This window comes from Aeromonas sp. SE22 (assembly GCF_038739755.1).
Lineage (GTDB): Bacteria > Pseudomonadota > Gammaproteobacteria > Enterobacterales > Aeromonadaceae > Aeromonas > Aeromonas jandaei.
Window position 1 is genome coordinate 16,471 of record NZ_JBCGFD010000019.1, and the last position, 13,162, is coordinate 29,632.

Annotated in this window: 13 protein-coding genes; 8 read left to right on the plus strand and 5 right to left on the minus strand. The window is 58.5% G+C overall.

What is annotated here, in order from left to right; all coding sequences use genetic code 11:
* Positions 1-11: 11 nt before the first annotated feature.
* The 5 genes from prmC (at position 12) to AAHA39_RS19220 (ending at position 4,606) form a co-directional block, all read left to right on the plus strand.
* The gene (gene prmC / locus AAHA39_RS19200) at positions 12-851 is read left to right on the plus strand and encodes a peptide chain release factor N(5)-glutamine methyltransferase (RefSeq protein WP_124241783.1); all 840 of its coding nucleotides are present in this window, start codon (positions 12-14) and stop codon (positions 849-851) included.
* Positions 852-908: 57 nt separating this feature from the next.
* Entirely contained in the window at positions 909-1,298 is a 390-nt protein-coding gene (locus tag AAHA39_RS19205) for a SirB2 family protein (protein ID WP_081849396.1), read from the plus strand.
* Between the two features lie 12 nt (positions 1,299-1,310).
* Positions 1,311-2,111 (plus strand): SirB1 family protein, encoded by an 801-nt coding sequence (locus AAHA39_RS19210; protein ID WP_033115322.1) that lies wholly within the window; start codon positions 1,311-1,313, stop codon positions 2,109-2,111.
* Positions 2,112-2,122: 11 nt separating this feature from the next.
* Positions 2,123-2,977 (plus strand): 3-deoxy-8-phosphooctulonate synthase, encoded by an 855-nt coding sequence (gene kdsA, locus AAHA39_RS19215; RefSeq protein ID WP_041210704.1) that lies wholly within the window; start codon positions 2,123-2,125, stop codon positions 2,975-2,977.
* A gap of 348 nt (positions 2,978-3,325) precedes the next feature.
* On the plus strand, positions 3,326-4,606 hold the full coding sequence (locus AAHA39_RS19220) for a dicarboxylate/amino acid:cation symporter (RefSeq protein WP_139394168.1): 1,281 nt from the start codon (positions 3,326-3,328) through the stop codon (positions 4,604-4,606).
* A gap of 99 nt (positions 4,607-4,705) precedes the next feature.
* On the opposite strand, the gene grcA is transcribed toward AAHA39_RS19220, so the two are convergent.
* A complete protein-coding gene (gene grcA / locus AAHA39_RS19225) occupies positions 4,706-5,086 on the minus strand; it encodes an autonomous glycyl radical cofactor GrcA (RefSeq protein ID WP_033115325.1) in 381 nt (126 codons plus the stop codon).
* Between the two features lie 379 nt (positions 5,087-5,465).
* On the opposite strand from grcA, the gene AAHA39_RS19230 reads away from it, so the two are divergent.
* The 3 genes from AAHA39_RS19230 (at position 5,466) to AAHA39_RS19240 (ending at position 7,577) form a co-directional block, all read left to right on the plus strand.
* Positions 5,466-6,206 (plus strand): substrate-binding periplasmic protein, encoded by a 741-nt coding sequence (locus tag AAHA39_RS19230; RefSeq protein ID WP_320656641.1) that lies wholly within the window; start codon positions 5,466-5,468, stop codon positions 6,204-6,206.
* 69 nt (positions 6,207-6,275) lie between these two features.
* Positions 6,276-6,953: a uracil-DNA glycosylase gene (gene ung / locus AAHA39_RS19235; protein WP_320656642.1), complete on the plus strand. Its 678-nt coding sequence runs from the start codon at positions 6,276-6,278 to the stop codon at positions 6,951-6,953.
* A 72-nt stretch (positions 6,954-7,025) separates the two neighbouring features.
* Positions 7,026-7,577, plus strand: a complete 552-nt coding sequence (locus tag AAHA39_RS19240; RefSeq protein ID WP_033115328.1) for a hemerythrin domain-containing protein — start codon at positions 7,026-7,028, stop codon at positions 7,575-7,577.
* Positions 7,578-7,662: 85 nt separating this feature from the next.
* On the opposite strand, the gene ygjK is transcribed toward AAHA39_RS19240, so the two are convergent.
* The 4 genes from ygjK to AAHA39_RS19260 all read right to left on the minus strand — a co-directional run bounded on the left by ygjK (position 7,663) and on the right by AAHA39_RS19260 (position 13,143).
* A complete protein-coding gene (ygjK, locus tag AAHA39_RS19245; RefSeq protein ID WP_320656643.1) occupies positions 7,663-10,143 on the minus strand; it encodes an alpha-glucosidase in 2,481 nt (826 codons plus the stop codon).
* A 195-nt stretch (positions 10,144-10,338) separates the two neighbouring features.
* Complete coding sequence (locus tag AAHA39_RS19250; protein ID WP_320656644.1) at positions 10,339-11,139, minus strand: AraC family transcriptional regulator; 801 nt, start codon at positions 11,137-11,139, stop codon at positions 10,339-10,341.
* 10 nt (positions 11,140-11,149) lie between these two features.
* The gene (locus tag AAHA39_RS19255; RefSeq protein WP_208737890.1) at positions 11,150-11,686 is read right to left on the minus strand and encodes a YbhB/YbcL family Raf kinase inhibitor-like protein; all 537 of its coding nucleotides are present in this window, start codon (positions 11,684-11,686) and stop codon (positions 11,150-11,152) included.
* 200 nt (positions 11,687-11,886) lie between these two features.
* Positions 11,887-13,143 (minus strand): adenylosuccinate synthetase, encoded by a 1,257-nt coding sequence (locus tag AAHA39_RS19260; RefSeq protein ID WP_033115332.1) that lies wholly within the window; start codon positions 13,141-13,143, stop codon positions 11,887-11,889.
* Positions 13,144-13,162: the final 19 nt, after the last annotated feature.

Consider the following 13,162-nt stretch of genomic DNA (forward strand, 5'->3'; position numbering starts at 1 on the left):
GGACGGCACTGATGCAGATCCAGCAGGCTCGTGCCCATATCATGACCGTACTGGCTGAGGGGGAGTCCCCTCGCGCCGATGCCGATGTGCTGCTCTGTCATCTGCTCGACTGCCGGCGCAGCTATCTGATGACCTGGCCCGAGCGCGAGCTGGATGCCGCCCAGCAGGCCACCCTGCAGACGTGGCTGGCCCGTCGTCTCAACGGCGAGCCCATCGCTCATCTCGTTGGTGAGCGGGAGTTCTGGTCGCTGCCGCTGAAAGTAAGCCCGGCGACCCTGATCCCGCGCCCCGATACCGAGGTGCTGGTGGAGCAGGCACTGGCGAAGATCCCGCAAGGGCCCTGCGCCGTGCTGGATCTCGGTACCGGCACCGGCGCCATCGCGCTGGCCATCAAGTCCGAGCGACCCGAGCTCGATGTGTGGGCGGTGGATCGCATGGCGGACGCTGCCGCACTGGCACGCGAGAACAGCGCGGCGCTGGGGTTGCCCATCGAGGTGCGTGACGGCAGCTGGTTTGCCCCGCTCGATGAGCAGGCACCCCGCTTTGCGGTGATTGTCTCCAATCCCCCCTATATTGATGGCGCCGATCCCCATCTCGAGCAGGGTGATGTACGCTTTGAACCGCGCTCGGCGCTGGTGGCGGACGACGCGGGGCTGGCGGATATCCGCCATATCGCGACCCATGCCCCGGCCCATCTGCACAGCGAAGGGTGGCTGCTGCTGGAACATGGCTGGGATCAGGGGATGGCGGTTCGCCAGCTGTTGCAGGATCTCGGCTATCGCAGCGTAACCACGGTGCGCGATTACGGGGAGAACGAGCGGGTCACTCTGGGCATGTGCCCGGCCTGCTGAATCTCTTAACTACCGGTTTGACGGGCAGGGGCGCGGCCTCTGCATCGAGGATTGATATTGAATAGTTATCTTGTGCTCAAGCATCTGCATCTCACCCTGATTGGCGGGGCCGTGCTGATGTTTATGCTGCGTTTTTACTGGGTTCAGGCCGGCTCTGGCCGGGCGTTCAGCGCACCCGTGCTGAAAACCAGCGGTCTGCTCAACGGACTGGTGGTGCTCTCCGGCATACTGCTCTGCGTGGTGCTGGGTCTCAACCCGCTCAATAACGGCATTCCCTGGCTCAGCGAGAAGCTGACGGGGATCCTGGTATTGGTCTTTCTGGCGGCGATGGCGTTGCGGCTGGCCAAAAGCAATCTGGTGCGCTGGTGCTCTTTTCTGGGGGCGCTCGGCTGGATCTACTTTATTGCCAAGTTGGCAGTGCTCAAACAGGCGAGTTTGTTCGGTTAAGGCATGAAGAGCATGTTACGTATAGACGAATGGACCGATTTTGAAGCCCATGAGCTGACCGAGCTGGCTCTGGCGGTCAGCGACGAAATCTATGGCTCGGCCGAGCAGGGGATCCGCGAGCTGCAGCTGCTGGACGAGTGGCTGGACGAGCAGATCGAAGAGGGCACCTGCGACGAGGTGCGCCAGCAACTGCTGCGCGGTTTCTATCAGAGCCTCGGGTTTTACGGCGACTGGCAGGATTACTTCTCGGCCGACAACTGTGACATCAATCAGGTATTGCTGCAGCGCAAGGGGATCCCGGTCAGTCTCGGCATCCTCATCATCCAGCTGGGACGCAAGCTCGGGCTCGATGTAGAGGGGATCTGCTTCCCGGGCCACTTCCTGGTGAGCTTTGCCGGCGGCGAGGGGGAGGTTTATGTCGATCCCTTCACCGGCGATGAGCTGAGCCTGGCCCGTATCGAACTGCTGCTGCGCGGTGCGCTCGGCGATCTGGCCACCCTGACCCCGGATTACCTGCAGCCCTCTGGCCAGTGGGAGATCATCGAGCGGCTGCTCAATGTCAGCAAGGGCGCCCTGCTGCGGGAAGACCGCATGTCCGAGGCGCTACGCTGCAGCGAGTTATTGCTGCGGATGAAGCCGGGCGATCCGCTGGAGACGCGGGATCGCGGCTTTATCTACGAGCAGCTCGATTGTCCCCGTCAGGCTGCCGACGACTTTGAATACTTTATTGAACAATGCCCGGACGATCCGGTCGCCGACGTGCTGAAAGTGCAGCTGGCTGCGCTGGATTTGACCCCCAAGCCCCTCCATTAAGGATGTCTTAGATGGAACAGAAGAATATCAAGATCAACGAGATCAACGTTGCCAATGACAAACCGTTCGTGCTGTTTGGCGGCATGAATGTGCTCGAGTCTCGCGACATGGCGATGGCGGTGTGCGAGAAGTACGTGGAAGTGACCAGCAAGCTGGGCATCCCGTTTGTCTTCAAGGCGAGCTGGGACAAGGCGAACCGCTCCTCCATCCACTCCTATCGTGGACCGGGTCTGGAAGAGGGGATGAAGATTTTCCAGGAGCTGAAAGCGACTTTCGGCATGCCGGTGATCTCCGATCTGCACGAGCCCCATCAGGCCAAGCCGGTCGCCGAGGTGGTTGACGTTATCCAGCTGCCCGCCTTCCTGGCGCGCCAGACCGATCTGGTAGAGGCGATGGCCCGTACCGGCAACGTTATCAACATCAAGAAGCCGCAGTTCCTGAGCCCAAGCCAGATGAAGAACATCACCGACAAGTTCGAGGAGTGCGGCAACGATCGCCTGATCCTGTGCGAGCGCGGCGTCAACTTCGGTTATGACAACCTGGTGGTAGACATGCTGGGTCTGGGCGTCATGAAGAAGAGCACCGGTGGCTATCCGGTTATCTTCGACGTGACTCACTCCCTGCAGTGCCGCGACCCGCTGGGTGCTGCGTCCGGCGGTCGCCGCGAGCAGGTCACCGAGCTGGCGCGTGCCGGTATGGCGGTTGGTCTGGCCGGTCTCTTTATCGAATCCCACCCGGATCCGAAAATTGCCCGCTGCGATGGCCCGAGCGCGCTGCCGCTCGACAAGCTGGAAGGCTTCCTCAAGCAGATGAAAGCGATCGACGATCTGGTCAAGGGCTTCGAGCCGCTAGATACCTCTGTCTGATTGGCTCCATAACGCTGGTTAAGACTGACAAGGCCCCGCATGCGGGGCCTTGTCATTGGTTCAATCCCCGCTGTTTTCCCCTCATGTCAGACTGCTTCCCCCTCATTGCGTGCCACCCATCAATTAATAATCAGTGAATAAATATTTATAAATGGTTACTAATGTTGCGTGATCGGTGTCGCTTAACTCCATTTTTTAACATGAGATGATGGCGCTACAGTCACCAGAGCGCGGCATCAGCCGATCCAGGATTCGTTACGTCTCCTGCGGGTTGCTTTTGTCTGATGCATCGGGGCTGCATACCAATAAAACAGAACAACACACCGACAACGGAAGGGATGAAGCAGCATGAGTAAAAAGATTATGGGCAGCCTCTATTTTCAGGTATTGCTCGCCATAACCCTCGGGGTATGTCTTGGCCACCTCTATCCCCAATTGGGGGCCGACATGAAACCCCTTGGCGATGGTTTCGTCAAACTGATCAAGATGATTATCGCCCCCGTCATCTTCTGTACCGTGGTAACAGGGATTGCCGGTATGGAGAGCATGAAGGCCGTTGGCAAGACCGGTGCCATCGCCCTCGTCTATTTCGAGGTGGTCAGCACCATCGCCCTGATCATCGGGTTGTGCGTGGTGAACCTGCTGCAGCCGGGGGCCGGCATGAACGTTGATCCGGCCGCACTGGATGCCAGCGCCATCGCCGTCTATGCCGAGCAGGCCAAGTCACAGGGGATCATTCCATTCCTGCTCGACATCATTCCGGGTAGCGTGATCGGTGCCTTTGCCAGCGGCAACATCCTGCAGGTGCTGCTCTTTGCCGTGCTGTTTGGCTTCTCCCTGCACCATATCGGCGAGAAGGGGAAAATTATTTTCGGGGTCATCGAGAGCTTCTCCACCGTCATCTTCGGCATCATCAACATGATCATGAAGCTGGCGCCGGTAGGGGCATTCGGTGCCATGGCGTTTACCATCGGCAAATACGGGGTGGGTTCTCTGGTGCAACTGGGCCAGCTTATCGCCTGCTTCTATCTCACTTGCCTCTTCTTCATCTTTATCGTGCTGGGCAGCATCGCCAAAGCCTCCGGTTTCAGCATCCTGCGTTTCATCTCTTACATCCGCGAGGAGCTGCTTATCGTGCTGGGCACCTCCTCCTCCGAGTCGGCTCTGCCGCGCATGCTGGACAAGATGGAGAAGCTGGGTTGCCAGAAATCGGTAGTAGGGCTGGTTATTCCGACCGGTTACTCCTTCAACCTGGATGGCACCTCCATCTATCTGACCATGGCTGCCATCTTCATCGCCCAAGCGACCAACACCCCGCTCGATCTGTTCCATCAGATCACGCTGCTGGTGGTGCTGCTTATCTCCTCGAAAGGGGCGGCCGGGGTCACCGGGAGTGGCTTCATTGTGCTGGCAGCGACCATCTCCGCGGTTGGCCACCTGCCGCTGGCCGGTCTGGCGCTGATCCTGGGGATTGACCGCTTCATGTCGGAAGCGCGGGCGCTGACCAACCTGATTGGCAACGGGGTTGCGACCGTGGTGGTGGCAAAATATTGCAAGCAGCTGGATGTGAAGAAGATGGAAGGCGTGCTGGGCCGCAAGGGCGGGGTTCTGGAAACCGAAAAGGTGTAACGGAGCTTGTCAGACTGAATGCAACGCAATAAAAAAACGGCCCTCGGGCCGTTTTTTAGTGACATCCATGGATGTCATCACTTCATGACAGAGCTGGAATTACAGGCTCTGGGTGAAGGTACGGGTAACAACGTCACGCTGCTGTTCCGGGGTCAGGGCGTTGAAACGCACTGCATAGCCGGAAACGCGGATGGTCAGCTGCGGGTACTTCTCCGGGTTGGCGATGGCATCTTCCAGAGTTTCGCGACGCAGCACGTTGACGTTCAGGTGCTGGCCACCTTCAACGGCAGGTTCAGCTTGAACAGGCAGCTCGCGGTATTCGAACTGACCCAGATCAGCAAGTTGAACTTCCTGATCGGCAGCAAAGGCATCGCCTTTGACACAGATGCAGCGAGCCTGTTGCTTCTCTTCGTCCAGCAGCCAGAAAGAGTTCAGCAGAGCGGTGTTGGCGGCCTGGGTGATTTGAATGCCTTTGATCATGGTATGACTCCTCAATGGGAACGCGAATCCAACTGTAAGGAAATTACCCTGATGTATTTAAGCTACCGAGGATATCGACGACTTAAAGGGCCCTTGCCTTACACCTTTACTTTGTTGGGGTCATATATACCACGGTGGTAATATTACCAAAATTGATCTAGATCAATAAAAATCAACAAATCGCCATTTCAATGGGATTAAATTCTTGAGTTGAATCAAAAATAGGTCATTTTTCTGATTTTGTAAGATATCCAAATTATGCATCTTTTATCTTTTAAATCTAGTAATTTAACTACACCTTATGGTGTTTGTGGTGCGTATCAGGGAAGGGTGACTCGAGAGAACTACACTTGATGGAAAATAAAGAGGAGAGTCACGGGTGAAGAGTGGGTGGCAAAAATGGCGCTGGCTGATAGTGGCCTGTTGCCTGGTTGTGGCTGGAATGGTGCGGGCCGAAACAGTCCGGATTGCCGTGGGCGAGTGGCCGCCCTATATCAGCGAGTCTCTGCCCGAGCAGGGGTTCCTCTGTCAGGTGGTGCGCGAAGCCTTTGCCGCCGAGGGGCTTGATGTCAGCTTTCACTTTTACCCCTGGGCTGAAGCCTACAAGCTCACTCTTGCCGGGGATTATGTTGTGACCATGCCCTGGTTTCGTTCCCGCGAACGTGAACAGAGCTTCTATCTCTCCGCATCCCTTGGCCAGTTCACGACCCGTCTTTTTACCTTGTCCGGTTCGCCGGTCGTCAATCTCGGGGAGATCAAGCACGAGCCGGTGGGGGTGACCCGCGGCTATTTTTACGGAGATGGTTTTGCCGCCCGTCAATCCGAATTGGCTCTTGAGTGGTCTGATTCTGATCAGGAGAGCCTTGAGAAGCTCGTCTCTGGCCGTATTCGCTATCTGGTAATGGATGAGCAGGTGGCCAAGGCCCTCTTCCTGCAGATGCAATCCCGCCATCTGGGGGCGCTGTCGTTGACCAGCTCGCCCGACCCTATCTGGTCTCAACCCGGTTATCTGCTGATGCGCAAGGCGGATCCCGATGCGCGTCGTCTGATGCTGCTGTTCAATGCGGGTCTGCACAAACTGGAGCGCTCCGGGCGGCTCGCCAGGCTCTGGAAAGTGTGAGTCACGGTTGCGTCTTGCGGGCGGCGCCCCTATCCTGACTCCTTCGCCGTATCAAGTGAGGAGTTCGGGGTGCTGACCTGGAGTGATGTGATTGGCTCTGAAAAAGAGCAGGACTATTTCAAGAGTACGCTGGCGACTGTCAGGGCAGAGCGGGAAGCGGGCAAGGTGATCTATCCCCCTGCGGCCGATGTGTTCAATGCCTTCAAACTGACCGAGCTGGATCAGATCAAGGTCGTCATCCTGGGGCAGGATCCCTACCACGGCCCCAATCAGGCGCATGGTCTCTGCTTCTCCGTCCTGCCCGGCGTGCGCACGCCCCCCTCTCTGGTCAACATCTATAAAGAGATGCAGCGAGACCTGCCAGGTTTCGTCACACCCAACCACGGTTTCCTCGAATCCTGGGCCAAGCAGGGGGTATTGTTGCTCAATACCGTGCTGACGGTGCAGGCCGGTCAGGCTCACTCTCATGCCCATCTGGGGTGGGAGACCTTTACCGACAGGGTTATCGAGCAGATCAATGCCAGCTGCAACGGGGTGGTGTTCCTGTTGTGGGGTTCTCATGCCCAGAAGAAGGGGCGTTTTATCGACCGGCAGCGCCACCATGTGCTGACGGCCCCCCATCCCAGCCCACTTTCCGCCCATCGCGGTTTCATCGGTTGCGGTCATTTTTCGCAAACCAACCAGCTGCTGGAGCAGCAGGGCAAGAGTCCCATAGAGTGGCAATCTGTCTGCCGCACACTTGATTGAGTGCAAAGTTCGGGCGACAAATGACCGTATACTCAGGAAAATAACATCTTATTTCAGCGCCAAGGAGTGCCCATGTTATCGAGTCTGCACAAGGATCACCTCAACATCGCCCGACTGCTGGAGCTGCTCAAGCAGAAGCTGGCAGCCATTCACGCCGAGCAGCCCATCAGCTATTTTCTGGTGCGCGATGTCATCGACTATCTGCGGGAGGTTTCTGACAAGTACCACCATCCCAAGGAAGATCTTATCTATGACTACTACCTGAAATACCGGGTGGTAGAGGGGGAGGTTGCCAACCGGTTGCAGGAGGAGCACGTCAAGCTGCTGGAGGCAGGTGGCGAGCTCAAGGAGATGGTGGAGATGATCCTGATGGATGCAGTGATCCCGCTCGACCAGTTCACCGCCAAGCTGGAGCGTTTTGTAGAGCTGCAGGAGGCGCACATGAATTACGAGGAGGGAATCATCTTCCCCCATCTGCGCGATTCTCTGACCGAGGATGACTGGCGTCATCTGGAGCAAAACTGGCAAAACCGTGCCATCGGTGACCCCCTGTTCGGGGCCGAAGTGAGCCAGAACTTCCAGGCACTGGCCAAACGCCTCTCTCTGCCGCTTACCACTCACTGACAGAAACTCTTGCGGCCAGCAATGTCGCCTGTCAGCCAAGCATAAGAAAGGCCTCCCTATGGAGGCCTTTTGCATATGCGCAGCTTTACTCCTGCGGCTTGAGAAAGTTGCGATAGAGCATATAGAGGTGGGCCGAACTCCAGCTGAAGTTGCTGGCTCCCTGCATAGCACCGCTCTCCGGGTTGTAGTTCTCGCGGATGGGGCCGCTGCCAGCCAGCCCTTCGGCGTTGGCAAACAGCTTGTTGACCAGCATCTGGGCATCGCTGCGATAACCGTAGTTCTCCAGCCCCTTCACCCCGAAGTAGAACTGATCCAGCCAGACCCGGCCGCGCCAGTAGATGTTGGGGTCGTAGGCCGGGTTGGTCAGCGCTGCCGTGCCGAGCGGTACCTTGGTATTGAATTCCTGAGAATTAAGCATCACTTCGCGCACTCGTGCTGCTTTTTCCTGGTCGGCGACTTCGGCCCAGAGCGGGCTCCACCCCTCGGGGCCACGGCCGCGGGCGGTCAGCAATTTGCCGACGCAGCCGTTGCCGTCAGCCACATCCCCCTGAGCAATCTGGCGATCGTAATAGAAGCCTGACGCCTCATCGAACATGCAACTGTTGATGTAACCAGCCAGCTGGGTCGCGCCATCGCGGTAGCGGATCGCATCGCCCGGCTTGCCGAGCAGGTCGGCCATATCTGCCAGAATGCGTTTCTCCTTGGCGAGGAAGGCGTTGAGCTCTACCGACTCCTGATCGATGGAGAAGCCGATAAGATCGCCATTGTCCTGATGGTTTTCAAAGAAGAATACGTTCCAGTCCTTGCGTGCCTTGGCGATATCGCCGCCATAGGTCTTGTCGGCATATCGCTTGAGCTGATCCGGCTCGATAAAGCCGAAGCGGGCGGCGTTGTCCATACCGGACTCCCAGCCGGCGCCATGCTGAGCGCCGATATCCATATCGCTGTAGCCGCCAACACTCAATACCTGCTGGTAGAGCGCCATGCCGGTGCAGCCATACCAGTTATCTCCCTCGTTACTGCAACCTGAGAGTGAGATGCCCCCTGGCACGCCGTTGGCATACTGCACCTTGAAGGTGATATTGCCGTACTCGTCGTTATGTTCGACGTGCTTGGTGGCGCCATATTCGATGATGCCGTTGCGGTTGTTGTCACGTGCGCGGTACCACCAGTCGTGGTAGGCCTGCAGCTTGGGATACATCTCGGCAATGAATGCCTTGTCTTTGGTGGCGCTATAGATCTCCCAGATGGCCCATGCGGAGAGGGGCGGCTTGGTGTCGCGCTCGTTCCAGTTGCCGCCATCGCCACCGCGATCCGATTGCTTGTTGTAGAAGACGGCGTCGATCACCATGCCGGCATCCTGCGGGCGAACCGGATCATCCGGCTGCACCTGATAGTCATACATGGCGCGAACGTTGTTTTTGGCTACTTCCGGGTTGAAGTGAGCCATGGCGTAGGCGTGCTTCCAGCTGTCCCAAGCCCAGACGCCGTCGAACCAGCGAGCGGTATTGGAAGGGGTCACCCCGTCGTGCAGGATGGCGCCAGCCGGCGAGCGCCAGTTGCCGTTGAGGGTCTCCATCGCCTTGACCGCGATGCGTCGTTCCGATTCCGGGATCCCCTGATTGGAGAGGCCCCTGGCAAGATAGCCTTCCCAGCGGCGGATGGAGTCGGCGAAGTAGGTCGCCGGGTCGGCCAGCAAGGCCTGACGGCTCTGCTGGTGGCGGTTGGCATCCTCAGTGGAGTGGAGGTAACTCTGCAGGGTATAGATATCCTCACTCCCCTTGGCCGCCAGCTGTATGGTGGCTTCGCTTTGGTAGCCCAGTGCCTTTTCGTCGATGGTGGTGCGGCTTGGCAGGGTACGTTCGATGCGGTAGCGAGCACTGCCGCTCTGCATGATGTTCCAGGTACTGCGCAGCTTGCCGAACTGGAACTCGACCCCCTGCTCGTTCTGGCTGATGGTGCGGGTCCAGTCAGGATACTGCTCGGCGATCGTCTTCTTGGCATCCCACTGGTTGAGTAGCTCCCCCTGCCAGTTGAGGTTGAGGGTGAGTGGGGCATCGGTGTGGTTTTGCAGGCGAGTGCGGATCAGTGCGGTGCGGGCATCGCCGTAGCGCAGCTCCAGCTCCAGTGTGAAGGGCTCGAACTCGAAGCGTTGTACCAACGCACCGGGAATGGCGTACACCTCCTGCTTGCTGGCGCTGGTGAGCGGGAAAGCCCGACCGCTCGCATTGCTCAGGGTGAGCTTGTCCAGCTCGCTTGCGAAGAAGAGGCTGTACTCCTCCGAGATGACCATGGGGCCGGTGAATCCACCCCACTCCTTGTCGCTGGCTGGCAGCAGGAAGCCGTGCCAGGCGCCCAGATCGAGCAGCGGGTTGTATTTGAGGTTGGAGTAGCTGTCAAAGTCGCGGAATTGGGTCGGTGTTCCCCGGCGGTCGATCACGTCCTTGTAATGGATGGCCTGCTCCGGTTTGGCGACGGTGCTGCTCTCTGTCTGGTTATCGTTGCAGGCAGTCAGTCCGAACAGGGCGGTGCCGAGGGCTACCGAGAGTAAAGTTTTACGAAACATTTCTCGCTCCAATTCCGTTTATGTAGGTTAAGAGGAAGGTTTTTTACGCTTATTTTTAGTGAAAAGGTTTTCGGTAGCCATTGTATGGCAAGGGAAAAGGGAGCGTTGGCGCGAGATCACATTCTGAAGAGGTGGCAATGTGAGCACGATCACCTGGTTACATCAGGTTACACAATGGGTTTATTTAGTAATATTTTACTTTGTGTTACCGAGTCGTACGGCAGGGCAGGTTTGCAGGTATTGGTAAGGGGTCAGGCCGAACTCCTGTTTGAAGCGTGCTGCAAAGCGGCTGAGGGAGTCATAACCGCAGGCGATGGCTACCTCTTGCAGGGAGAGTGATTGTTGCAACAGAGTGAGTGCATGGCTCATCCGTACCTGAGCCAGCAGGTGACGGAAGGTGCGCCCTTCGGCTGTCAGTTTGCGAACCAGCGAGGCGCGGCTCATCGAGAAGTGAGGGGCAACAGTTTCCAGCGTGTGATCGGCACCGGGCTCAACGCCAAGGTAACGGGCCAGCCGCTCGCCGAGGGTCATGGTGCTGGCGGGAAAGAGCAGATGAAGAGCGCCAGCAGCCCTCAACTCCGCATAGAAGGCCCGCAGCAGCTCGGTCTGGGTCGCCTCACTCAGCCCCCGCTCAGTCATGGTACAGACCATCTCGAAGCAGTAGGCGAGGTTTGCCGTCACCTTTATCGCGGGATTTGCCATCGCCTGAGTGGCGGAGGGCGTATCGGGCAGCCACTCGGTGGGTGGCGGCGTCAGCAGGGTAAGGGCATGGGAGCGAAACTTCTCCTGCTCCGGCTGGTTGACGAAGGTGAGCTGGTGACCCGCCGGGATCAGCAGCCAGCTCTCCTTGCCAAACGAGAGACGTCGCTCCTGCCACCAGAGCAGCTTCCTGCCCTGTTTGACCCAGATGATGGTCGGCGCATAGATGAGCACCCGGTGCAGCGGCTGCTGGCGGATCCCGAGATAGTGGTGCTGTTGCAGCAGAGGCGTGCTCATCCGGTTGCTCCTAGGGGGTGACGAAAGTGGCGGTCAGGGTGGCTTTGCCGAGGGCCATGCTGTTGAGCATGTAGCCTACCATGGCTGGCGGGGTGTCTGCTTTTACCTCCAGATTCTGGGGCAGGGCCCAGGCGGTGAACTGATAGCGATGCATGCCGTGGCCAGCGGGCGGGCAGGGGCCGCCGTAGCCCTGGCTGCCGAAGTCGGTCTTAAGCTCCAGTCCCTGCTTGAGCTTGCCGGAGGCATCGCTGGCGAGCTCGCTCTGGGTAGCCGGCAGGTTCACCACCAGCCAGTGCCACCAGCCGCTGCCGGTGGGGGCATCGGGGTCATAGGCTGTGATGGCAACGCTGTTGGTGCCGGCCGGCAGATCCTGCCAGCTCAGTTGGGGTGAACGGTTGTCGCCGCTGCAGCCAAAGCCGTTGAAGCTGAAGGCTTTGTCCATCAGCTGACCTTCGTGGATATCGCTGCTTTTCAGGGTCATGGCAAAGGCTGGCATGGCCGTCAGGCAGAGTAGTGGCAACAGGGCACTGTGTTTGAGCAATTTCATCGGGTGACTCCTCGTGTGGTAACGGGTTCACTTTAGCGAGGGTGGCGCAGGATGCTGTTGCAGAACAACTCAATGTGCTGTCGATTAGTGAGTTAATTGAGCCCTTTAGTTGTTTTATGGTGAGAGGGTAAATCGCAGCCATAAAAAAACCGGCATCATGGATGCCGGTTTTTCACAGTGCTGGCAGCTGATCGCGCGGCTTAACGCAGGATCATCTCGTCACGGCCCGGGCCGACGGAGACCATCGGAACCGGTACGCCCAGCAGCTCTTCGATACGCAGTACGTACTGCTGGGCCGCTTTGGGCAGCTCTTCGAAGGTGCGGCAGCCGGTGATGTCTTCGCTCCAGCTTTCCATCTGCTCGTAAACCGGCTTCAGGGCAGCGGTTTGCGGCCAAATCGGGTTTTCAGTGTGGGCACCTTCGTAGGCCACGCAGATCTTCAGATCCGGCAGACCGGTCAGGCAGTCCAGCTTGGTCAGGGCGACTTCGGTCGCAGCCTGCAGCTCGACACCGTTCTTGGTGGCAACGGCATCGAAGTAGCCGACGTCACGGGGACGACCTGTGGTGGCGCCGAATTCGTTGGCGATCTTGCGGAATTCGTCCTGGTTTTCCATGGCGGTCAGCAGGGTGCCGGTACCGACGGAGGTGCTGAATGCCTTGGCAACAGCGATGACGCGCTCGGGACGCAGGCCCGGCAGACCGCCACCGATGCCGGCGTAGGCACCGGATACGTGGGAGGAGGTTACCCAGGGGTACTCGCCGTAGATCAGGTCACGGCCGGCGCCCAGCTGAGCTTCGAACAGCAGGGTCTTGCCTTCGGCCTGCAGCTCTTTGAGCGGCATGCTGACGTTGCAGACAGAGTCGATCCAGGGAGCGGACACTTCCAGCAGCCAGTCAGCCATCTCCTGGGCAGTCTGGTTGAATTCGAAGGTCGGATAGAGCGCTTTAAGTTGCGGCAGTTTCCAGTCGAGGAAGAATTGAATGCGCTCGACCAGTACTTCCGGCTGCTTCAGCCAGCCAACCAGGATCGCTTTCTTCATGACGCGATCGCCGTAGGCCGGCGCAATGCCCTGACGGGTGGAACCGTAGGCACCGTCACCCAGACGCTGCTCTTCCAGGGTGTCTTCCATGGCGTGCAGCGGCAGGCAGAGGGTAGCGCGGTCAGAGATGGCCAGCTTGGGAACGACACCGGAGGCTTTCACTTCGTCGAGTTCGACAGTGAGCTTCTCGGGGCTGATCACCATGCCCGGGCCCAGCACGACCAGGCAGTTCGGGTTGAAGACACCGCTCGGAACCTGGTGCAGCTTGAAGGTGCCAAGGTCGTTGACGACAGTATGGCCGGCGTTGTTGCCGCCCTGGAAGCGAATGCTGGCGCCAGCTTGGCCTGCCAGATAATCCACGATGCGGCCTTTGCCTTCATCACCCCAGTTGGCACCTACGACTACGATAGACGACATGACTCTTTCTCCTAAGACG